At 50.4% G+C, this 18473-nt stretch carries 17 protein-coding genes and 1 pseudogene; 11 read left to right on the top strand and 7 right to left on the bottom strand.

Annotated features, from left to right (window positions below; genetic code table 11):
* Positions 1-109: 109 nt before the first annotated feature.
* Positions 110-316 carry a DUF2283 domain-containing protein gene (locus tag AC5JMP_RS08335; RefSeq protein WP_495850984.1) on the top strand — a complete coding sequence of 69 codons (207 nt, stop codon included), beginning with the start codon at positions 110-112 and terminating at the stop codon, positions 314-316.
* Here the strand turns inward: AC5JMP_RS08335 and AC5JMP_RS08330 are convergent.
* The 4 genes from AC5JMP_RS08330 to AC5JMP_RS08315 all read right to left on the bottom strand — a co-directional run bounded on the left by AC5JMP_RS08330 (position 313) and on the right by AC5JMP_RS08315 (position 4202).
* A complete protein-coding gene (locus tag AC5JMP_RS08330) occupies positions 313-939 on the bottom strand; it encodes a YdcF family protein (RefSeq protein WP_495850983.1) in 627 nt (208 codons plus the stop codon). The genes AC5JMP_RS08335 and AC5JMP_RS08330 overlap by 4 nt on opposite strands.
* Positions 940-1077: 138 nt before the next feature.
* A complete protein-coding gene (locus AC5JMP_RS08325; protein ID WP_495850982.1) occupies positions 1078-1821 on the bottom strand; it encodes a PP2C family protein-serine/threonine phosphatase in 744 nt (247 codons plus the stop codon).
* A gap of 45 nt (positions 1822-1866) precedes the next feature.
* Positions 1867-3594 carry an ABC1 kinase family protein gene (locus AC5JMP_RS08320; RefSeq protein ID WP_495851020.1) on the bottom strand — a complete coding sequence of 576 codons (1728 nt, stop codon included), beginning with the start codon at positions 3592-3594 and terminating at the stop codon, positions 1867-1869.
* Positions 3595-3878: 284 nt separating this feature from the next.
* Complete coding sequence (locus AC5JMP_RS08315) at positions 3879-4202, bottom strand: DUF6825 family protein (protein ID WP_495850981.1); 324 nt, start codon at positions 4200-4202, stop codon at positions 3879-3881.
* Positions 4203-4347: 145 nt separating this feature from the next.
* On the opposite strand from AC5JMP_RS08315, the gene AC5JMP_RS08310 reads away from it, so the two are divergent.
* The 6 genes from AC5JMP_RS08310 (at position 4348) to AC5JMP_RS08285 (ending at position 10265) form a co-directional block, all read left to right on the top strand.
* Positions 4348-5493 (top strand): DUF58 domain-containing protein, encoded by a 1146-nt coding sequence (locus AC5JMP_RS08310; RefSeq protein ID WP_495850980.1) that lies wholly within the window; start codon positions 4348-4350, stop codon positions 5491-5493.
* Positions 5494-5552: 59 nt separating this feature from the next.
* Positions 5553-5993, top strand: coding sequence for a DUF309 domain-containing protein (locus AC5JMP_RS08305; protein ID WP_495851019.1), 441 nt, complete (start codon positions 5553-5555; stop codon positions 5991-5993).
* A 547-nt stretch (positions 5994-6540) separates the two neighbouring features.
* Positions 6541-7038: an LptA/OstA family protein gene (locus AC5JMP_RS08300; protein ID WP_495851018.1), complete on the top strand. Its 498-nt coding sequence runs from the start codon at positions 6541-6543 to the stop codon at positions 7036-7038.
* A gap of 135 nt (positions 7039-7173) precedes the next feature.
* Positions 7174-7902 carry an LPS export ABC transporter ATP-binding protein gene (gene lptB, locus AC5JMP_RS08295; RefSeq protein WP_495850979.1) on the top strand — a complete coding sequence of 243 codons (729 nt, stop codon included), beginning with the start codon at positions 7174-7176 and terminating at the stop codon, positions 7900-7902.
* Complete coding sequence (locus AC5JMP_RS08290) at positions 7899-9074, top strand: LptF/LptG family permease (RefSeq protein WP_495850978.1); 1176 nt, start codon at positions 7899-7901, stop codon at positions 9072-9074. The genes lptB and AC5JMP_RS08290 overlap by 4 nt, the downstream gene beginning before the upstream one ends.
* 147 nt (positions 9075-9221) lie before the next feature.
* Positions 9222-10265, top strand: a complete 1044-nt coding sequence (locus AC5JMP_RS08285; protein WP_495850977.1) for a hypothetical protein — start codon at positions 9222-9224, stop codon at positions 10263-10265.
* A gap of 25 nt (positions 10266-10290) precedes the next feature.
* On the opposite strand, the gene AC5JMP_RS08280 is transcribed toward AC5JMP_RS08285, so the two are convergent.
* Positions 10291-11394: an isocitrate/isopropylmalate family dehydrogenase gene (locus tag AC5JMP_RS08280; RefSeq protein ID WP_495850976.1), complete on the bottom strand. Its 1104-nt coding sequence runs from the start codon at positions 11392-11394 to the stop codon at positions 10291-10293.
* A 421-nt stretch (positions 11395-11815) separates the two neighbouring features.
* Here AC5JMP_RS08280 and AC5JMP_RS08275 point away from each other — a divergent pair, with 421 nt between their 5' ends.
* From AC5JMP_RS08275 to AC5JMP_RS08265, 3 genes and pseudogenes are all read left to right on the top strand, one after another.
* On the top strand, positions 11816-14470 hold the full coding sequence (locus AC5JMP_RS08275; RefSeq protein ID WP_495850975.1) for an esterase-like activity of phytase family protein: 2655 nt from the start codon (positions 11816-11818) through the stop codon (positions 14468-14470).
* 19 nt (positions 14471-14489) lie between these two features.
* Positions 14490-14702, top strand: a pseudogene (locus AC5JMP_RS08270) (ISAs1 family transposase); the annotation flags it as partial.
* A 247-nt stretch (positions 14703-14949) separates the two neighbouring features.
* Positions 14950-15435: a hypothetical protein gene (locus tag AC5JMP_RS08265; protein WP_495850974.1), complete on the top strand. Its 486-nt coding sequence runs from the start codon at positions 14950-14952 to the stop codon at positions 15433-15435.
* A gap of 228 nt (positions 15436-15663) precedes the next feature.
* On the opposite strand, the gene AC5JMP_RS08260 is transcribed toward AC5JMP_RS08265, so the two are convergent.
* Positions 15664-15810: a transposase gene (locus AC5JMP_RS08260; protein WP_495851017.1), complete on the bottom strand. Its 147-nt coding sequence runs from the start codon at positions 15808-15810 to the stop codon at positions 15664-15666.
* Positions 15811-16463: 653 nt separating this feature from the next.
* Positions 16464-17504, bottom strand: a complete 1041-nt coding sequence (gene ltaE, locus AC5JMP_RS08255) for a low-specificity L-threonine aldolase (RefSeq protein WP_495850973.1) — start codon at positions 17502-17504, stop codon at positions 16464-16466.
* Between the two features lie 682 nt (positions 17505-18186).
* Here ltaE and AC5JMP_RS08250 point away from each other — a divergent pair.
* On the top strand, positions 18187-18473 hold a 287-nt coding region (locus tag AC5JMP_RS08250), incomplete at its 3' end, for a hypothetical protein (protein WP_495850972.1).

The following is an 18473-nucleotide window of genomic DNA, read 5'->3' as shown; positions in this document are numbered from 1 at the left end:
GATATGGCAACCGCCAAGGCGGTTAGGGCAGGGACATTTTTGGTGGGGCGCGAAGCGCCCCACCAAAAATGTCCTAAGCAAACTGGTAAAGCTATAATTGGAGAAGAGCATGAAGGTAATTTATGACGCAGCCACCGATGTTCTGCGAATCGTTTTTCGAGAAGCGATCGTTGAGGACTTTAGCGGCGATCGCCCTGATGTGCAGATAGACTATGACATCAACGACAAGATTGTGGCGCTAGAGATCCGCAATGCCTCAAAAATCATCGAAGATCCGCGATCGGTTGAACACATTGTCTTCAATGAGCGCACCTAATGCTGACCCATATACCGAGCCAAGTTGGCTCCAGTGCTGCCAGTTGCCACCCAGAGCGCGGCTCTCGCACCGTCCCGCAGGACTTTATTCAGCGGCTCAGGCGCTCGCTCAGACGGAACGGTGACGGTCTGAAAGTCAATGCCCCGACTCCCTAAAACAATTTCGCCAATCACTGAGGCGCGCGCCATGTGGTAGTCAGAGGTGATCACGTACAGGCTAGTAATTCCCTCAGCCTTAAACTGCTCGACTAGCGTTGTGAAGTTGGTAACGGTATCGACTGCCTGATAGTCTAAATGCAGCCGATCCTGGGGAATGCCTGCCTCTGTAAACACCCATTCAGCATATTCTTGCGGGCTACCCGAAGAAATCCAGATGGGCAAATCGGGATGGTTTTGAGCAAAGGTGGCAGCATATTTTTCGCGATCGGGTGAGCCGCCTAGCACCAGCACCGCCTGGGGCTTGTGTAAAAAACTTTCCAGCTGACGATAGCCCAGCCCCAGCAACAGCAGCAAAACCAGCCCCGTCGGCACATTCTGTATCAGCCGGAATAGGGGTTGACGCTTCTTGACCGATTTTTTACGGTTTCTTTTGTGGGAGAAGGGCGATCGGATTACTGAAGTCATTCAGCTAAATTCACTTGATGAGGAGCAAATGCAAACATATCAGCAATAGCTTACAGCACTCCTCCAGATTTAACCGCATGATTTTTGCCGGAATTTTTCACCAAGGGCTAAATTTTTTACAAATTACGGAAGACTGGGCTAATTTTCTGTGGGGATTGCTTCATCAAACGCCACAATCACAACGGTAATGTTGTCCCGTCCCCCTTTGTCTTTTGCCGCATTCACCAGCGCCGTAGCAGCCCGATCGCAAGAACGAATGGTTTTTAGATGTTGGGCAATCAGGTGGTCAGACAGCTCCTCCGTTAAACCATCGCTGCATAGGAGAAGACGATCGTTAGATTGCAGGTCAAAATTTTGCACCTCTACCTGACGCAGGTCTTCTCGTCCCAAGCATTTGGATAAAATGTGTCGCCAGGGATGAATCCGCGCCTGATCGGGCGTAATCTCACCAATCCGCATGGCTCGTGCCACCCAGGTATGATCTTCCGTAATCTGGCTAAGCTTAGCTCCCCTGAGGCGATACAGCCGCGAGTCGCCGATGTGAGCGCACCAAGATTGATTGGCCCGCAGCAGCAAGGCGACAGCCGTAGTGCCCATGTCCGATCGCTCTGGATGCCTGGATTGATCTAGCAGAATTGCCTGATTCGCCTTCAAGAAAGCGTTTTCCAGCAGCGCCCCAGAAGACTCGTCTGAATCCCAATATTCCTCTAGGCACTCTCGAATCGCCTCTGTGGCAATCCGGCTCGCTTCCTGCCCCCCAGCATGGCCACCCATGCCGTCAGCCACCACAAAAAATCGACCTCGTGGATCTAGGTAGTAGTCATCCTGATTAACTGTTCGCAGAAGCCCCGGATCAGTCAGACCCGTGAAAAAACGTTTCATGATGTTGCCGTTGGCATCGGAAACAGAGTGATATCAACCAGGGCGCTAAGACATGCGATCGAGCCGATCAATCCGCACCATGAGGCGAATTAATGCAATCAATGCAATGCCTGCTGCTGCCGCTGCCGCAATCGCTAGCCAGAGGTAGTGATTAACTAGCAGAATCGTAGCAGATAAGGTAAACGCCCCTATCAGTAAAGTATAGTTAGTCCCCATGTTTACGCTACTGATTCGGCGCAAAACGCGATCGGTTTCAGTCGATCGTACTCGTACCCGAATGTCGCCCCGCTCCAGCTTATCTAGCGTATCCTCAATGCGGCGGGGCAAACCCAGCGCCGTGCTGCTAACCTGAGCGGCCTGCCGTCCGAGTTCGCCCAGCAGACTGTCAGATAAGCCGCTGGGATTGGAGCCATTACCATTTGCCATAAGTTCTGTTGCAAAAGGTCTTGCGACCTCCATGAAGTTAAATTCCGGGTCTAATCCTTTTCCGACTCCCTCTAGAGTAGAAAAGGCTCGCATCACAAACGTAAAGGTTGCTGGAAAGCGAAAGGGCTGATCGTATGCTAGCTCATACAAATCGTCGCTAATCGCCGCCACCGACTGGTTTTCAAACGGCTGATCCATAAAGTGATCGAGCATATACTGGATCGATCGCCGTACAGGCCCCATGTCATCGGTGGGAGCCAGCGCCCCCAGCGCAATTAGGGAGCTAACGACGCGATCGGCGTTCTTTTGAGCAATGCCAAAAAAAGTGTCGAGCAACTTTTCGCGGGTGATTGCCTGCACCTGCCCCATCATGCCAAAGTCGTAAAAAATCAGGGAGCCATCGGTAGCAACCGCCAGGTTTCCGGGGTGAGGATCGGCATGGAAAAAGCCGTCTGTCAAAAGCTGATGCAGGTAGGCTTTTGCCCCTAGCTTTGCCAGATGGGTACGGTCGAGTCCTGCTGCTTCGATCGCCTCATAATGGCTGATCTTGATTCCCGGCATATACTCCAGGGTTAGCACTCTAGGAGAGCTGTAGCGCCAGTAGACGCGAGGCACCTTGACCCAGCTTTCCTGGCGAAAATTGCGCCGAAACGTGTCCGCATTGCGCCCTTCGTTGAGATACTCGATTTCTTCCCAGAGAATCTTGCAGCACTCGGCATAGATGCCCATCCAGTCGCGTCCTCGCCCCCACTCTCGATGACTTTGGAAGTACCGAGCAATACCCTTGAGAATCTGCAAGTCAATAGCGAAAAGCCTTTTCAGCCCTGGCCGCTGAATTTTAACGACCACCTCTTCGCCCGAAAACAGCTGCGCTCGATGCACCTGTCCTAGACTAGCTGCGGCTAATGGAATAGGGTCAAAATTTTGATACAGCTCTGGAATGGATTTACCAAAATCTCGCTGAATCGTGGTTTCTACCTGCTCGTAGCCAAAGGCAGGCACTTTGTCTTGAAGTTTGGAAAGCTCCTCGACATACTCGATCGGAAAGAGGTCAGCACGAGTGGAGAAAAGCTGCCCCAGCTTGATAAAAGTAGGCCCCAGATCTAACAGCGTTTCCCGAATCCAGATTGCCAAAGAGCGGCGGCGCTTTGCCTTTGCCTCATCGCTGATGCCGTCCCGATAAGCCCAAGACTTGTTGTACGACCACCGTGCCGCCAGCAGCTTTAGAACAAACGTCCAAATATCGACATAGCGACGCTGTCGAGAGTAATTCTCACGACTCCAACGGTAGGCTTTATGCCTTTGAACCTTAGTGGGACGATCGCTAGCTAAGTCATTCTCTAGCATGGGTGGCAAGTGGCTACTGCCTAAATCGGGCTGAGCCGGGTCTAACTGGGGCGATCGCGCATCCTCTTCAGGCAGGGGAACAGAGTCGTTGAAAGGAACAGTCACTTGCAGCCTTTTGAGAGAGGGGCAATGGATCTAGTCTAACCGCCGCTAAAGACTAGCGACCTACATTTTGAGAGGTCATAGACAGGAAAGCACAAGACAAATAATCTCGTGCTTGAAATCACTTTGGGCACCTTCTAGGCTCAGTCTAATCAAATAGGCTCAGACTAGGCGACTTTAGGCTAGATAGAACGGTTACGATACCGCTGAACCTCAGCGCGCAAGTGAGCAATTTCTGCCCGTAGATCATCAATCATTGCCTGTAGGTCTTCCGACTTAGAGCCTGTCGGAACGATCGCCGAGGTCTGTCCCTGGGTCGATAGGGCTTCGGCTCGGTTCGCCCGCTCTAAAACCTCATCTGTGAATTGGCGCAGCCGTTCGCGCTGCTCAGCATCAAATTTTCCTAACTCACTCAAGGCATTGGTAAGCGTATTTTCGAGCTGTTCGCCTAGTGCTTCGGCGATCGCCCGTCCCACAAAAAATGCGTGAACTAAAGGATCATTCATAAATTAAGCTGCCAATTAAGCTCTAGGGTTGCCTATAAAGAATTATAACGTGCTTAGGGATAGCCTCATCAGCGAGAAATCTCACGAACCTGAAGCTAAACGGGTACCCTGAGTCAAAGCCCGCAAATCCAAAATCTAACATCCTATGCTTTCCCGCCTCACCCAATGGCTCGAAACACGCTGGGTCATTCCTGCCTATAGCGGCTGGCTGATGGCCGGACTGGCAATATTTTTCTTTGCTGCCGCCACCAACACTATGGCAGGATGGCTCTACGTTATTAGCGGCGTGATGCTTGCTCTACTCGCGATCGCAGCCCTATTACCCATACGCTCCCTGAAGGATATTTGCGTGAGGCGATCGCCCATTTCTCCGGTCAGCACGGGCGATCGCCTCACCCTGGAGGTCTGGTTAGAAAACCGAAGTTCGCAATCTAAGACGCTAATTCTAGTGCAGGATATGCTGCCAATTGGGCTAAGTCAGCCGACCAAAACAGCGATCGAGCGAATTGCGGCAGGTGAACCCTATCAGTGGAGCTATGAGATCTTGACCGAGCGGCGGGGGATTTACCGCTGGCAGACCCTTCAGCTCAGAACCGCCACGCCTCTGGGTTTGTTTTGGTGTCGGCGCGATCGCTCAATCCCAGCCAGGGCGATCGTTTACCCCACCGTCTTGCCCTTGAGCCAGTGTCCGCTGATTGATTCTATGGGGCTAGATCCCAACACACAGCGGTTAAGCGATCGTCAAACCCATGCGGCAACCACAGGGCTAACCCGTACTCTGCGCCCTTACCGATGGGGAGATTCGATTCGCATGGTGCATTGGCGCACTAGCGCCCGATATGGCGAACTGCGGGTGCGTGAACTGGAAACTTACACAGGCGGAGAGGCGATCGTGATTGCGTTGGACAGCGGCGCGGTGTGGCAACCTGAAGACTTTGAGCAGGCTGTGATTGCGGCAGCATCGCTGTACTTTTATGCCCGTCAGCATCAGATTCAAGTGAGCCTCTGGACGGCCGCTACAGGGCAGATTCAGGGAGAGACGATCGTTCTAGAGGCTCTAGCTGCCACTCAACCTGAAGAGCTCCCAACCCTTCAAAGAGCCGATCTACCCCTTGTTTGGTTAACTCCAAATGCTCAGAGTGTCAGTACTTTGCCGCTTGGGAGCCGTTGGCTACTGTGGCAAGGAGATCGCGTTAACCTAGCTTTTGGTGACAACACTGAATTATTGGGTCTTACCGTTCAGCCAGAGGCTTTACAAAGTCAGCTTCAAGCCTCGCTCTCCCTCAGCTAGCCCGTACTTGTGCAGGCTTAGCCAATGTGCCTTAACCAATGCCTGAAAGAATGCCTGAAATGATTCCCCCAGAGCCAGAAATTCCGTCAGAACCAGAAATCCATCTTGGGCTGGCTGTGGAGCAATTTAATAGTCAACAGTTCTATGCCTGTCACGATACCCTAGAGGCAATGTGGATGGAAGCAGTCGAGCCTGAAAAAACTTTTTATCAAGGAATTTTGCAGATTGCGGTAGCGCTCTACCATTTGAGCAACCATAATTTGCGGGGAGCCGTAATTCTTTTAGGGGAAGGCAGCAATCGTTTACGCCGCTATGAGCCAGACTACGCCGAGATCGACGTGAGTGCTTTGGCAGCTTGCAGTAGGGCACTCTTGGCGGTGCTGCAACATACAGAGCCGGAGCAAGTGGAAGCGATCGCCACACAGGTCTTGCGGACTGCCTCTGGCGATCGCCTGACCTCTGATCTTTTACCTGTAATCACCCGCTTTTCAGAGGGTTAGATGCATGATCTAAATTGAGCGCTCTTAGGCTCCAGCTAGACACTGCGACAACTCCTATGCCAGGATAGAGGCTTAAATTTGTGCATAAAGTTCATGGGGGTCACAGTTTGACTGGCTCATGAGTCCAAGGCTCATAGGTCTGGGATTTCAAGTCTGGGATTTCAAGTCTAGGATTCCAAGCCTAGGATTCCAAGCCTAGGATTCCAAGTCTAAGGTTCATGAATCGGCCTTGTGCAGAATGGGAACTGTACAAGATGGGAACAGTAGTTGAAGAACATCAGTTGAGGGACATCCGCCAGGAACCTAAGCTATGTGAGTTGCGTCGCTCCTACCAGAATCGTTGCTTTACCTAGATTTTCTCTGTCCACCTCTTAAGGGCTTCTCACCACATTCTTCATCCTTTTTTTGTTGACTCGCACAGATTTATTTACTCATAAAATATTAAATTAAAGCCTTGAACCTAAACCACCTTTTCAACTTGAGTAAGGTCATGAAGCCTCCCGCTCGATCGCTCCCCATTTCGCTGCACCACAATCCCTCACGCCAGATGCACAATCCGCTACGCCACTTAGGATGGACGGCGTTTTCTCTCTCGACATTAGTTTGGATAGGTGCGATCGCCTTTCCAACAGATCGCCCTGCTCTGGCGGAAACCCTAGCTCCGGGTCAGGCTCTGACGATGCGATCGGATGTACAGGAAGCTAACTCCATCACAGGCGTTATCACTGCGCGGGGCAATGTGCAAATTAACTATCCGGCACGTCAGATTCAGGCAACCTCTGTTCAGGCGCAATACTACAGCCGCGAAAAGCGAATTATCCTGACGGGCAATGTCTATGTCCTGCAAGAAGGAAACAGCTTGCGAGGCGAAACGATCACCTATCTCATTGACGAGGGGCGGTTTCTGGCATTGCCTGATAGCGGCAGGCAAGTCGAATCTATTTATCTGGTTCAAGATGCCGCTCCTACGCCCACCCCGGCTGCCCCGACCGAAGCAGACCCTTTTAACCCTAAGCCTGAGTTTAAGACTCCAATTAGCCCCTGATGGCGCAACATCCTCCTTGCCTGTCTGCAAGCTTATCCACAATCATTGCCCTCCAGCATTGCCCTCCAGAGCGTTGCCCATCTAGAGTTTTGATGGGTGCTGGAAAGATCGGTTGTTAGCCTAGAGAGCAAACCCTTGAAAATTGTTTTGGAGAACGTTCACAAATCCTACGGCAAGCGCGTTGTGGTCAATCGCGTTCATCTTTCGGTAGCGAGGGGTGAAGTGGTCGGGCTGCTGGGGCCTAACGGAGCAGGAAAAACCAGCACGTTTTATATTGCAACAGGGCTGGAAAAGCCTGACCAGGGAAAGGTTTGGCTAGACGATCAGGAGATTACGACGCTACCCATGTCCAAACGGGCAAGGCTGGGTATTAGCTATCTGGCGCAGGAGCCGAGTGTCTTTCGGAATTTGAGCGTTCGGGATAATCTGCTGCTAGTCATGCAGCAAACGGACGTGCCGCGCCAGGAATATCAGAAACGGCTGCATCAGCTTTTGCAGGAATTTCGGCTAGAGAAAGTGGCGAAAACGATCGCCGTTCGGGTTTCGGGGGGCGAGCGGCGGCGGACGGAAATCGCGCGGGCTTTGGCTTCTGGGGCTGAGGGACCTAAATTTCTCTTCTTAGATGAGCCGTTTGCTGGAATTGATCCGATCGCCGTTGCCGAAATTCAGGCTATCATTTCTAGCCTGCGCGATCGCCACATGGGCATTTTGGTGACCGATCACAATGTGCGGGAGACTCTGGCAATTATCGATCGCGGCTACATCATGCGAGATGGACAAATTCTCGCCTCTGGCAGCGCTGCCGAACTCTACGAGAATCCCCTAGTCCGGCAATATTATCTGGGAGATGCCTTCCGACTATGACTGCGAGTTCTTCTAAAGCACCGAGTTTCTGGGGCGGTCTGCCCGGAATTTCGGTTATGGATCGCTACATTGCCACAGAGCTAATTCTGCCCTTTTTGTTTGGGGTAGGGGCATTTTCGTCTCTGGGTGTCTCGGTAGGAGCGCTGTTTGATCTCATCCGACAGGTGACGGAATCTGGTTTGGCTGCTTCGATCGCGGCTCAGGTCTTCCTGCTAAAGTTTCCTGAATTCGTCGTTTACGCTTTCCCGATGTCAACGCTGTTGGCAAATTTGATGGCCTATAGCCGCCTTTCCAGCGACAGCGAACTGACGGCGCTCAAAGCCTGCGGTATTAGCCTCTACCGAATGCTGGTGCCTGCTCTAGCACTCTGTCTGGTTGTTACAGGTCTTACTTTTGCTTTTAATGAGCTAATTGTGCCAAAGGCAAACTACCAGGCAACGCAGATTTTAGAGAAGGCTCTAAATGAGGAAAAACCCTCCTTTCAAGAGCAGAACATTCTCTATCAGGAGTATAAGAAGGTCGAGCAGGAGAATGGCGACTCGATCGATCAAATGTCTCGGCTGTTTTATGCCAAGCGGTTTGATGGTCAGCAAATGCAGGGGCTGACTATCCTGGACTTCTCTCAGGAGGGGCTGAGTCAGATTGTTAGCGCCAAATCAGCCGCCTGGAACGGCAATAAAAACATCTGGGATTTCTTTGACGGCACCATCTATGTCGTTGCAGCAGATGGCTCCTACCGCAATATTGTCACCTTCAAAAATCAGCAGCTCCAGCTCCCGCGTGAGCCGTTAGATCTGGCATCTAAGCGCCGTGACTACAATGAGATGAATATTGCCCAAGCTGAGGAATATTTGACGCTGTTGCAGAAGGGCGGTAGCGAAGACAAAATTCAAAAGCTCAAAGTCCGCATTCAGCAAAAGTATGCTTTGCCTTTTGTTTGCCTTTCCTTTGGGTTAGTGGGTGCAGCCTTGGGCGCAAAGCTGAGCCGACGCACGGGCAGAGCAACAGGTTTTGCCATCAGCATTATTATTATTTTTGCCTATTACCTACTGGCATTTATTAGTGGCGCGATCGCTCAGCGCGGGCTGATACCTCCCTTCTTGGGGGCATGGCTACCCAACTTCTTTGGACTCAGCGCTGCCGCCCTACTGATCTTCCGTTCCTCTCGCTAGGACTCAATCTTCCCCTCTGTCTGTGTATAGATGCTCTAGGCTATTGATGTTTTTGAAACACTTGATGTTTTTAAAACACTTGATGTTTTTAAAATACTACCCATGCGCAATGACTAGAATGGGGGCAATGCAATAGGAGCAATCGCTATGTCTCCCTCTCAAAAATTCTCCAGACACAACTCTGGCTCAAAGCCTCCCAGCTCAACACGTTATCTGCAAACAAGGCTGAAGATTTTGGGTCGCCCCGGAGTGTGGGGAGCGGTGTCAATCCTGTTGCTGGCAAGCTATGGACTGTTTCAATATTGGGGCAGTTTAGATCAAAGCGTTGACTCTGGTCAGGATGCGATCGACAATCCGGCTCGACGCGATTCCCTGAACTCTGGGTCTGATTTTGACAGCTCTGATTTTGGTAACTTGCCGATATCCAATACACCGCAACCCTACGTAACTCCTGGATTAACGTCCCCTGGATTACCTTCTACAAGTCCAAGGGCGGCTGGCTTACCCACAAAACCCAATACGTTTAATCCTTTTGCGACTCACTCTGTGGTCGCAAGCCCATCTGGCGGCGATGGGCTCGCTTTGCCTAGCGCGGTCTCTGAAGTATCCGGCAATCCTGATAGCGTCGGCTCTGGAACGGCTCGTCCTATCAGCCCACTTCAGTCAGGGCTAGATCGAAATTTGGCTCCTAAGCAGGATCTCTATTCATCTAACCCCATGGATAAAAATTCTGCCTCCCCGCCAGGAAATTCTGGAGGTTCTAGAGGAGATAGTCTTGGAGGCAGCAATCCGACTGAAACGATGCTGGCTCCAACGATGCTGGCTCCCATGGGCGCAGCTCAATTCCAGCCTTATGTACCGCGAACTTCTCCGCCACCGGGTTCAACAGGTTACACTCTACCTCCCGCCTTTAGGACACCCTCTAATAGCGGGTTAAATGATGCCTCGGATTTTAACAATTTCTCTAGACCTCAGCCTTTACCTGGATTTACATCAACTCAGCCCCGTCAATCTATAGGCTCTCAAATGACAGGCTCTCAAACAGCCGGATCTCAAGTCCCGCAATATCAATTGCCGCAATATCAATTGCCTCAGTATTTATCTCCCCCCAATGATCCGTTCTCAGTTCCGCGTACGACACCAGGGCGATCGATCGGCGGTGGGCAGATCAATACTTTCTCGAATCCTTGAGCGGGCATCGCTTTACTTCATTGCTCTACTTGAGAGAAGGCCAGACTGCCAGCTTGGTTTTTACGCGCTTGATCACCTCATCCGTAAATTCAGTTGTGGTGGCATGTCCTTGCAAGTCGGCAGTGCGAATGCCTTCGTAAACTGCCTCAAAAACAGACTCCGAGATAGCACGACCCACCATGGGCGCAGAGCCTTCCATATAGGAAAATAGGGAAGCTGCCGCCAGAATCATTGCCATGGGGTTTGCCAGATTTTTACCAAATAGCGAAGGAGCGGTACCGTGGGGGGCTTCTGCCATTACCACTCGCGGATTCCAGCTTGCGTCAAAGCCAATCAAAAGCGACTCAGACCCAGCGATTGATCCAAACATTTGCAGCACTAAGTCGCTAAGGCAGTCGCCGTCGCGGTTTAATGCCGGAATCACCATGGCATCGCCAGGATTGTTCATTAGCAGGGCATAGGTAGCGTCGATCAACTGAGGCTCGTAGCGTACTTCAGGGTAGCGCTTCGCCGCATCGTCCATTTCTTCTTTCAACATGCCTTCATAAACGGCGCTGACGGTGAATTTAGGGCCGCCAAATACCTTGCTGCCTGTCTTTTTGGCGTGTAGGAAAGAATATTCTGCAACGGCTTTGCAGTGCGATCGCGTAATGCGTTCCGTCCGATAGGCAACTTCGCTATCGCCTTCGCCTTCCCGCCATTCTTTTGCGCCATAGGCATCGCCAACTGCCATACGGATGACGGAAATAGGCGCATTCACCCCGGCTACCGGAATCACGCCCGGAATTCGTCGTCCGGTACGCACAATCACGGTGCCATCGACTTTTTCCCGCAGAATGGCATTGGGGCTGCCCACGTCTCCCTTGATCTCTGGCGTAATTGTGGCAGCTTTTAGCCCCAAGCCCGATGCCACCATGGCTTCAGCAGACTCGATGACGACTGCATTTTGGGTCGATCGCCGATTTTCTAGACTCAGATCAAATCGCTCAAATTTCAAATCAATGCCTGTGACGGCAGAATCCATTACCCGTAGAGACTCCTCAAGCAACTCCTGCCCCGTTTGATCTCCTTCAAGAACGACGATCGTTTTGCTCATAGCTCTCGCTTTTGTAACGGTTGTTCTGTTCATTACCCCAGCAAGTCCAGAACGATTCTGTAGCCTTTGCCACCAACAGGCTTTGAAGCCTGCATATGTATAGCAATCGCCAAGGCGGTTAGGACGGGGACATTTTTGGTGGGAAGCGAAGCTTCCCACCAAAAATGTCCCCAGCAAACTGGCGACAGCTATAAATTATGGGCAGTATTGTGTCCCTAGCGCTTTCGTGGTCTGGTGCTGCTGCTGTACAGTGTACTTGATTAAAAATTGGCAGATCGCGGGATAGATTGCTGTGTGGGCAGTTGTTGCATTCCAGATCGAAAAAATTAAGCCATGCCGAATCTTAAACTAGGGGTTGAGTGTTCTGCAAATTTTACAGTGCATCGTTTTGTTCCCGAACTTGACTGCCTCAGTCAGCCGCTGCATATCGAGTATTGGTTATCTCTGTATACTAATGGCTGGTGGCGATGCGGTTCTGTCCATGAATGTAGAGTCCAGCACAACAAACGGCGCGATCAACGGCGCGACCAGTGGGGCAATCGGTGGCACGATTAATGGCGCAGTAAACAACACTACATTTGTCACCGTTAAGGCTGACATTGCAACTAGCCCGCCCGTCGCATCCGTCACGACTCAGCTTGTCGGACGTGCCGTGCTACCTGCCGCAACTTTTGCCCCCGGAGTCACTTCTGGACAATTTCTCGCTCTCAATAATGACGGCACCGTTGGCACGGTCAATGCTAACGGACAGCCTGTTCCTTTCCTGGGAGTCAATGGACAGCCTGTGCAGGGTTTTTCTGGTGTCTTGCCAGGAGCGAAGTTAGGCACTTACCTGGTCATGGTCGATAACGGCTATGGTGCGAAGGCAAACTCTGCGGATGCGCTGCTGCGGTTTTATGCGGTAGAGCCAGACTTTAGCACGGGAGAAGTTTACCCCGTTGATGTGCAAACAGGCGATCGCCTCGACAGTTTCACCGACAAGAGCCTACTCCAGCTCAACGACAAAAACGGCAAGCTGAAGGGCATCCAGACGATCGTTGCTGATTTAGACATCTATCCCGGCAGCGACAAGCTGAAGCCCGGTGGCACAGACGTTGACGCTAGCATCAAGCAGGGTCGTCTGCTGACAGGATTTGATTTTGATCCAGAGTCTTTCAGAAAGGCGGCAGACGGCACCTACTGGATTGGCGATGAGTTTGGCCCTTACCTGCTGCATGTGGGCGCAGACGGAACGCTGATCTCGGCTCCTATCCCGACTCCCAACGCCGTCCCGTTAAACACCCTCAACGGACAGGCTCCGATCGTGATTGGGCATCGTGGCGCAAGTGGGTTGCGACCTGAACACACCTTAGCTGCCTATCAGTTGGCGATCGACCTAGGGGCAGACTTTATTGAACCTGACCTGGTTTCTACCCAGGACGGCGTGCTGATTGCCCGTCACGAGATCAATATCAAAGACACGACAGATGTGGCGGAGCGTCCAGAATTTGCCGATCGCTTCACCACCAAAATCATTGACGGCACGGCTGAAAGCGGCTGGTTTGCCGACGACTTTACCTTGGCTGAAATTAAGACGCTACGGGCAAAAGAGCGGCTAGCTTTCCGCGATCAGTCCTACAACGGACAGTTTGAAATTCCGACCTTCCAGGAAATTATTGACTTGGTGAAGGGTGTAGAAGCAACAGGCAAGAAGATTGGTATCTATCCTGAAACTAAACATCCCAGCTACCACGCTGCTGAAGGGCTGGCGTTGGAAGAGTCACTGGTTAACATTCTCAATCAAAACAATTTTACTGACCCTAGCCGCTTCTACATTCAGTCGTTTGAGGTGAGCAACCTCAAGAAGCTGAAGACGCTGATTGATGTGCCGCTAGTGCAGTTGCTGGATGCCACCGATACAGCGCTGGATGGTAGCCTGATTGAGACAAAGCCCTACGACTTTGTAGTGAGCGGCGACCCTCGCACCTATGGGGATTTGCAATCGCCCGCAGGGCTTCAAGAAATCGCGACTTACGCGGATGGCATTGGGCCTTGGAAGCGGATGATTCTTTCTGTCAAAGGCGTAGATGCTGATGGCGATGGCAATGCGGATGATGTGAATGGCGATGGGGTAGTTGATGATGCCGATAAGATGCTGACCGCACCGACGACGCTGGTGCAAGATGCTCACGCAGCGGGTCTGCTGGTGCATCCTTACACCTTCCGCAACGAATCTCGATATCTCGCCTCTGACTACAAGGTTGATCCTAAGTCTGAAGCCCGTCCCTATCCTTACACTTTTCGCAGCGATTCTCGAAACTTGGCAGATGAAAACCAGGACAGCGCTGAGCAGGAGATTCGTCAGTTTATTCAGCTTGGCGTAGATGGCTTTTTTACTGACTTTGCCGGGACGGGTAAAGCGGCTAAGGACTATGCTACTCAGGCGTTTGTGCGATCGCCTGACAATGCAGATTTTGCCAATCTCCCAGAAGCTGACCGGATCAGAGCTGCGAATCTGGGTCGCTCTAGAGGATTTGAGGGGATGGCGCTCAGTGCGGACGGCACAAAGCTCTACACTCTGCTGGAAGGAGCCGTAATTACCGATCTCAATCAAAACCGTCTGCTCATTAGCGAGTTTGACCTGAAAACCGAGACTTACACGGGCAAGACTTTCTTTTATCAACTGGATGCGGCAGGTAGGGCGATCGGTGATATGACTGCCATCAACGATCACGAGTTCATTATTATTGAGCGCGATAACGGACAGGGCGATGCTAGGAATCCGGCGTTCACTAACCCGGCACTCTCTAAGAAATTGTACAAAATTGACCTGAACAAGGTGGATGAAGGCGGCTTCGTCGAGAAAGAGCTGATAGCAGACTTGCTGAATATCTCCGATCCCCAGGGGCTAGGGGGCAACGGCACAATCAACGGTATATTTACCTTCCCTTTTGTGACGATCGAGGATGTTTTGCCGATCGATAGTCAGACGCTCTTAATCATCAATGATAATAACTATCCCTTCAGCATCGGTCGTACCCCTGGACAGCCAGATAACATTGAGTTCATTAAAATCAAGCTGGGCACTCCGCTTAATCTGCAAGAGGTCTATTCATTAGAGCCTGTTTAGACAGAAAGGTACACTTTAGTCAACGCTTGAAGCGCAACTGGTTGCCATTGATGGCAAAACCGTGAAAGGTTCCTACGATCAGGAAGGGAGTATTAAAGCCCTTCAACTGGTGAGTGCCTAAGCCAGTGAGCATCGACTTGTGCTGAGTCAGTGTGCTGTTGCCTCGAAGTCCAGCGAAATCACGGCAATTCCTGTGTTGCTCAAACAGCTAGCTCTGGCGGGTTGCATTATCGAGCAGCGTTAGACGCCCAGTTTATGCTGAAAATTCTCAGCGCCAATACTCCCCAGTCTGATGCACATTCTCAACCACTTTGATGCGTTTACCCTGCTATGGCTATCATTCCAAAAAGACTTACCAAACTGTATTTCTACGGGAACAATAATCGACAGAGGTTGCTACTTTCGTAAAAATGCCGTTGGTTCCAGATCGAGAAGTTGTTATGTTTTGAACAACGCGAATGGTTGATTGACTAAGTTTCATGGAGACAAAGGAGCAATCCCTCCGTCGCACTACAGATTGTCATACCGTTCGTAACTCGTTCCATAATATATTCCTGAGGCAATCTCATCTGATGCGTCAATTTTTAGTTGAACCAAAAGTCTTTTTGTTAATTGCGGTAGCAACTTCTACCGTCTTTGGCTTGGCTCCCATTAGCTCGGTACAAGCTGCGATCGGGCAAGCTCAACCTAATTCGACGGTTCAAACCTCTGGCACATTGGTGGCCTATGATAATTCTTGCGAAAGTGAAGATCTGACAGTTGGCGATGAAGTTACTGTTGATGGTGAAACTTATAGCCTTGAAGGAGATGGTAACGGGCTGTTCATCGAATATGTTTTAGAGGGTGACGAAGAAGCGGGAGTCGGAACCTATTCCGTAGTCGGCTTCGGTGGTGATTGTGAAACAGTTGAGCTTCAGCAAATTGACGGAACTGATTCTTTGGTGGGCAGCGATATAGACGAGTGATAGTTCTGCACTGAAGATGCAGAAAATCCCAGAACATTTAGGATGTAATGATTCGGGGAGGAACGCGCAAAGTGCGTTCCTCCCCGAATCGTTTTGATGAGAGACGATCTGCATTAGCTCAGTATTTAGCTTTTTCGGAACCTCGAAAACCTTCTGACTGGGGCTGGTTTAAGCTGTAGCAAATGGTGACATTACCGAAGACATCAATCGAGGGGAAGGTTAGGACAATTATCTCAAGGCATTATCCCAAAGGTTCTGAAATTGATTCAATGTCTTGAGAAAGTAATGCTTCACCCAAAACGAGACGTTCTCAATCTTGTTCAAGTCCAGAGAATAAGGAGGCAAAAACAGAAGGGTGTAACCTGCTTGCTTAATCTACTCACGAATCAGGGTTGATTTGTGAAAGCTGACATTATCTATGACGACGACTTGCCTTGGCTTCAACTGCCTCACCAGACACTGTTGTACTCTTTCTGAGCCATCCTCAATCGCCATCAAACGCTCATTTAGGGTACGCTCAAAGCCTTGAAAAGCCTGATGTCAAAGGATTTATCGCCCGAAAAAGTACCCTAAATAGACAATTGCAGTGAAATCAGGCAGTAGTCTAGAATGCAGACCTCGACAGAGCGATATGGTACATTTGCACTGCTTACAAGACCACCCTCCTGCCTGCCGGAAACGGTGGGCTTTTTGGCAGGGAGAGTTGCTAGGCGTGAGACTAATCACGGGTGGACTAAAAGCCCTGGCTTATGATTGCAGCAGCACTTTACATATTCTGATCCATGCCCATCCACCCGCAATGGGCTTTTGCTTGGACGCATTATGCGGTCACTTATGAGCATAAAACGCTTGTCACATCTGGTTGATGTTTTCACAAAGGCGATGAGCTAGCTCAGAAGTGGCACAAGGGCTGAAACCCTCATTCTCTCGTTTTGAGTAGTTGCGGTTCACGCAACTACTCAAAAGATTAAAAGTCTCTACTTAAGGCAGTTTTGAGGCTTAGCATTTTAATCTGGACTAGATTTGGACTAGATTTTACTGAGCTTTGCTGTCGATATAATTTCCTCTACCAATTTCGGCACTTGCTCCATTTGTGTCTGTGTTACCATCAAGCTGGTTACAGCTCGGACTGAATGTGTCCCAACGGCTAGCATCGCCACTCCTTTTTCTCGAAGCCGATCGACCAAGATCTGAGCAGGCAATTCTAGAGTATGAAACACCACAAGATTAGTCTCGACATATTCTGGACTGATCTCTACGCCCTCAATTTGGCTTAAGTTTTCCGCCAAGTTTTTCGCGTTTGCGTGATCTTCTGACAGCCGCGCAAGCTGATATTGCAGTCCATAGAGCGCCCCTGCTGCCATCATTCCTGCTTGCCGCATCCCGCCGCCAAACATCTTGCGAAACCGCCGCGCCCGCGCCATCATCTCCCGTGATCCTGCCAGCGCTGATCCCACAGGGGCACCCAGCCCTTTGGAGAAGCACACGCTCACAGTATCAAAAGGCTTTGCATAAGCTGCCTCAGAAATTCCGGTTGCCACGCAAGCATTCCAAAATCTTGCCCCATCCAGATGCAGCGGTAAGTCCTGCTCTCGGCAGACTTGGGCGATCGACTCCACCTCCGCTAACGGAAAAATTCTGCCGCCCCCCCGATTATGCGTATTTTCCAGGCACACCAGCTTTGTTTTAGGAAAATGTGAATCAATGGGGCGCAACACCTGCCGCACATCCGCAGCCGTAAAAATACCGCGATCGCCCTTCACCAAACGACATGATACTCCCGACAAAGCTGCCGGAGCGCCTCCCTCGTAATAGTAAATATGCGCCTCCGACTCCAAAATTACCTCATCTCCTGGCTCAGTATGCACCCGGAGCGCAATCTGATTCGTCATTGTGCCTGAAGGCATAAACACTGCTGCTTCTTTACCTAACAGCGCCGCCACATACTCCTCCAGCGCATTCACTGTCGGATCATCGCCAAACACATCATCCCCAACTGCCGCAGTCGCGATCGCCTCTCGCATTGCCGCCGTAGGTTGAGTAATCGTATCGCTACGCAAATCGATCATAGAGTTCCTCAAGTAGCACAAGTTACAACATATACCTCTACAGCAATCCTAGATTCGACTGTGCTTTTTAAATGTTGCAACCACAACTTGTTCAAAGGTCAAATTTTGCATCAAATTGAGACTCATTAATCTTAATTCAAGTCTTACACTAAGTCTCAATTATATTGCGATTAGTCCTTAAAAAAGACGTGTGAGTCTCATTTGAGAAGAAAAATTCATGCATCAGACGTTCTGCAAGTGTGAACTCAATTTCAGGCAAAAATAGCTTCAGGGAGCAAGAGACATGCAATTACCAACATTGCTCGCCCTCCTCAATGAAAAGTTATGGATAAGATATTAATTAGAACTAGGTATCGTACCTATGCCTCATACGAGAACTACAGCAATACTTAAAACGTGTCTAATTTCATGATGTGCTGCTCTAGCAGAAGTCCTAGCATTTGCACTTTTTAAGGACATGCTGATTTCCATGTCTCTATCCCGAAACACAGCGGTAGGATGGGCACTGCCCACATAAATCCTACTAAAACATCCTTTCCACATTCTTTGTCCATTCACCAATTAATCTAATCGCTTGTGATGGACAATGCTTACCCTACCTGTCTGCTCATTTTACTTATCTTTCAAGTGGAAAGTTTGATAATGAGTATCCTCAGGTCTAAGCACATGTCAACTAAAGAAAATGACCACACCTAATCCTTTCACAGCCGAAGAACGTCAGCAACTTCTTCAAGAGTCTTTTGAAGTCATCGAGTGGCTCGATAACTTTACAACCCGCTACACGCAGTTGCGTCTTGAACCCGGATTTATACAGTTGCTAGAACAAGAGCGCACTCAACAGGAGCGGCTAGTTGACTTACGCAAGCAATATAGCGACAGGGTTCCGATCATCCCCCTTTGCCGCTGTCCCTATTCGCCTTCATTTAGCAACGGATGTTGTTGGCGAATTGTACTATCAAAGTTTGGGTG

The organism is Drouetiella sp. (genome assembly GCF_059504425.1).
The sequence above is the reverse complement of the archived record's forward strand: the minus strand, read 5'-3'. Positions and strand labels throughout refer to the sequence as shown.

Bases quoted from the DNA above. Each gene is read 5' to 3' on its own strand.
- AC5JMP_RS08335 (WP_495850984.1), top strand. From the start codon at position 110: ATGAAGGTAATTTATGACGCAGCCACCGATGTTCTGCGAATCGTTTTT.
- AC5JMP_RS08330 (WP_495850983.1), bottom strand. From the start codon at position 939: ATGACTTCAGTAATCCGATCGCCCTTCTCCCACAAAAGAAACCGTAAA.
- AC5JMP_RS08325 (WP_495850982.1), bottom strand. From the start codon at position 1,821: ATGAAACGTTTTTTCACGGGTCTGACTGATCCGGGGCTTCTGCGAACA.
- AC5JMP_RS08320 (WP_495851020.1), bottom strand. From the start codon at position 3,594: ATGCTAGAGAATGACTTAGCTAGCGATCGTCCCACTAAGGTTCAAAGG.
- AC5JMP_RS08315 (WP_495850981.1), bottom strand. From the start codon at position 4,202: ATGAATGATCCTTTAGTTCACGCATTTTTTGTGGGACGGGCGATCGCC.
- AC5JMP_RS08310 (WP_495850980.1), top strand. From the start codon at position 4,348: ATGCTTTCCCGCCTCACCCAATGGCTCGAAACACGCTGGGTCATTCCT.
- AC5JMP_RS08305 (WP_495851019.1), top strand. From the start codon at position 5,553: ATGATTCCCCCAGAGCCAGAAATTCCGTCAGAACCAGAAATCCATCTT.
- AC5JMP_RS08300 (WP_495851018.1), top strand. From the start codon at position 6,541: ATGCACAATCCGCTACGCCACTTAGGATGGACGGCGTTTTCTCTCTCG.
- AC5JMP_RS08290 (WP_495850978.1), top strand. From the start codon at position 7,899: ATGACTGCGAGTTCTTCTAAAGCACCGAGTTTCTGGGGCGGTCTGCCC.
- AC5JMP_RS08285 (WP_495850977.1), top strand. From the start codon at position 9,222: ATGTCTCCCTCTCAAAAATTCTCCAGACACAACTCTGGCTCAAAGCCT.
- AC5JMP_RS08280 (WP_495850976.1), bottom strand. From the start codon at position 11,394: ATGAACAGAACAACCGTTACAAAAGCGAGAGCTATGAGCAAAACGATC.
- AC5JMP_RS08275 (WP_495850975.1), top strand. From the start codon at position 11,816: ATGGCTGGTGGCGATGCGGTTCTGTCCATGAATGTAGAGTCCAGCACA.
- AC5JMP_RS08265 (WP_495850974.1), top strand. From the start codon at position 14,950: ATGGAGACAAAGGAGCAATCCCTCCGTCGCACTACAGATTGTCATACC.
- ltaE (WP_495850973.1), bottom strand. From the start codon at position 17,504: ATGATCGATTTGCGTAGCGATACGATTACTCAACCTACGGCGGCAATG.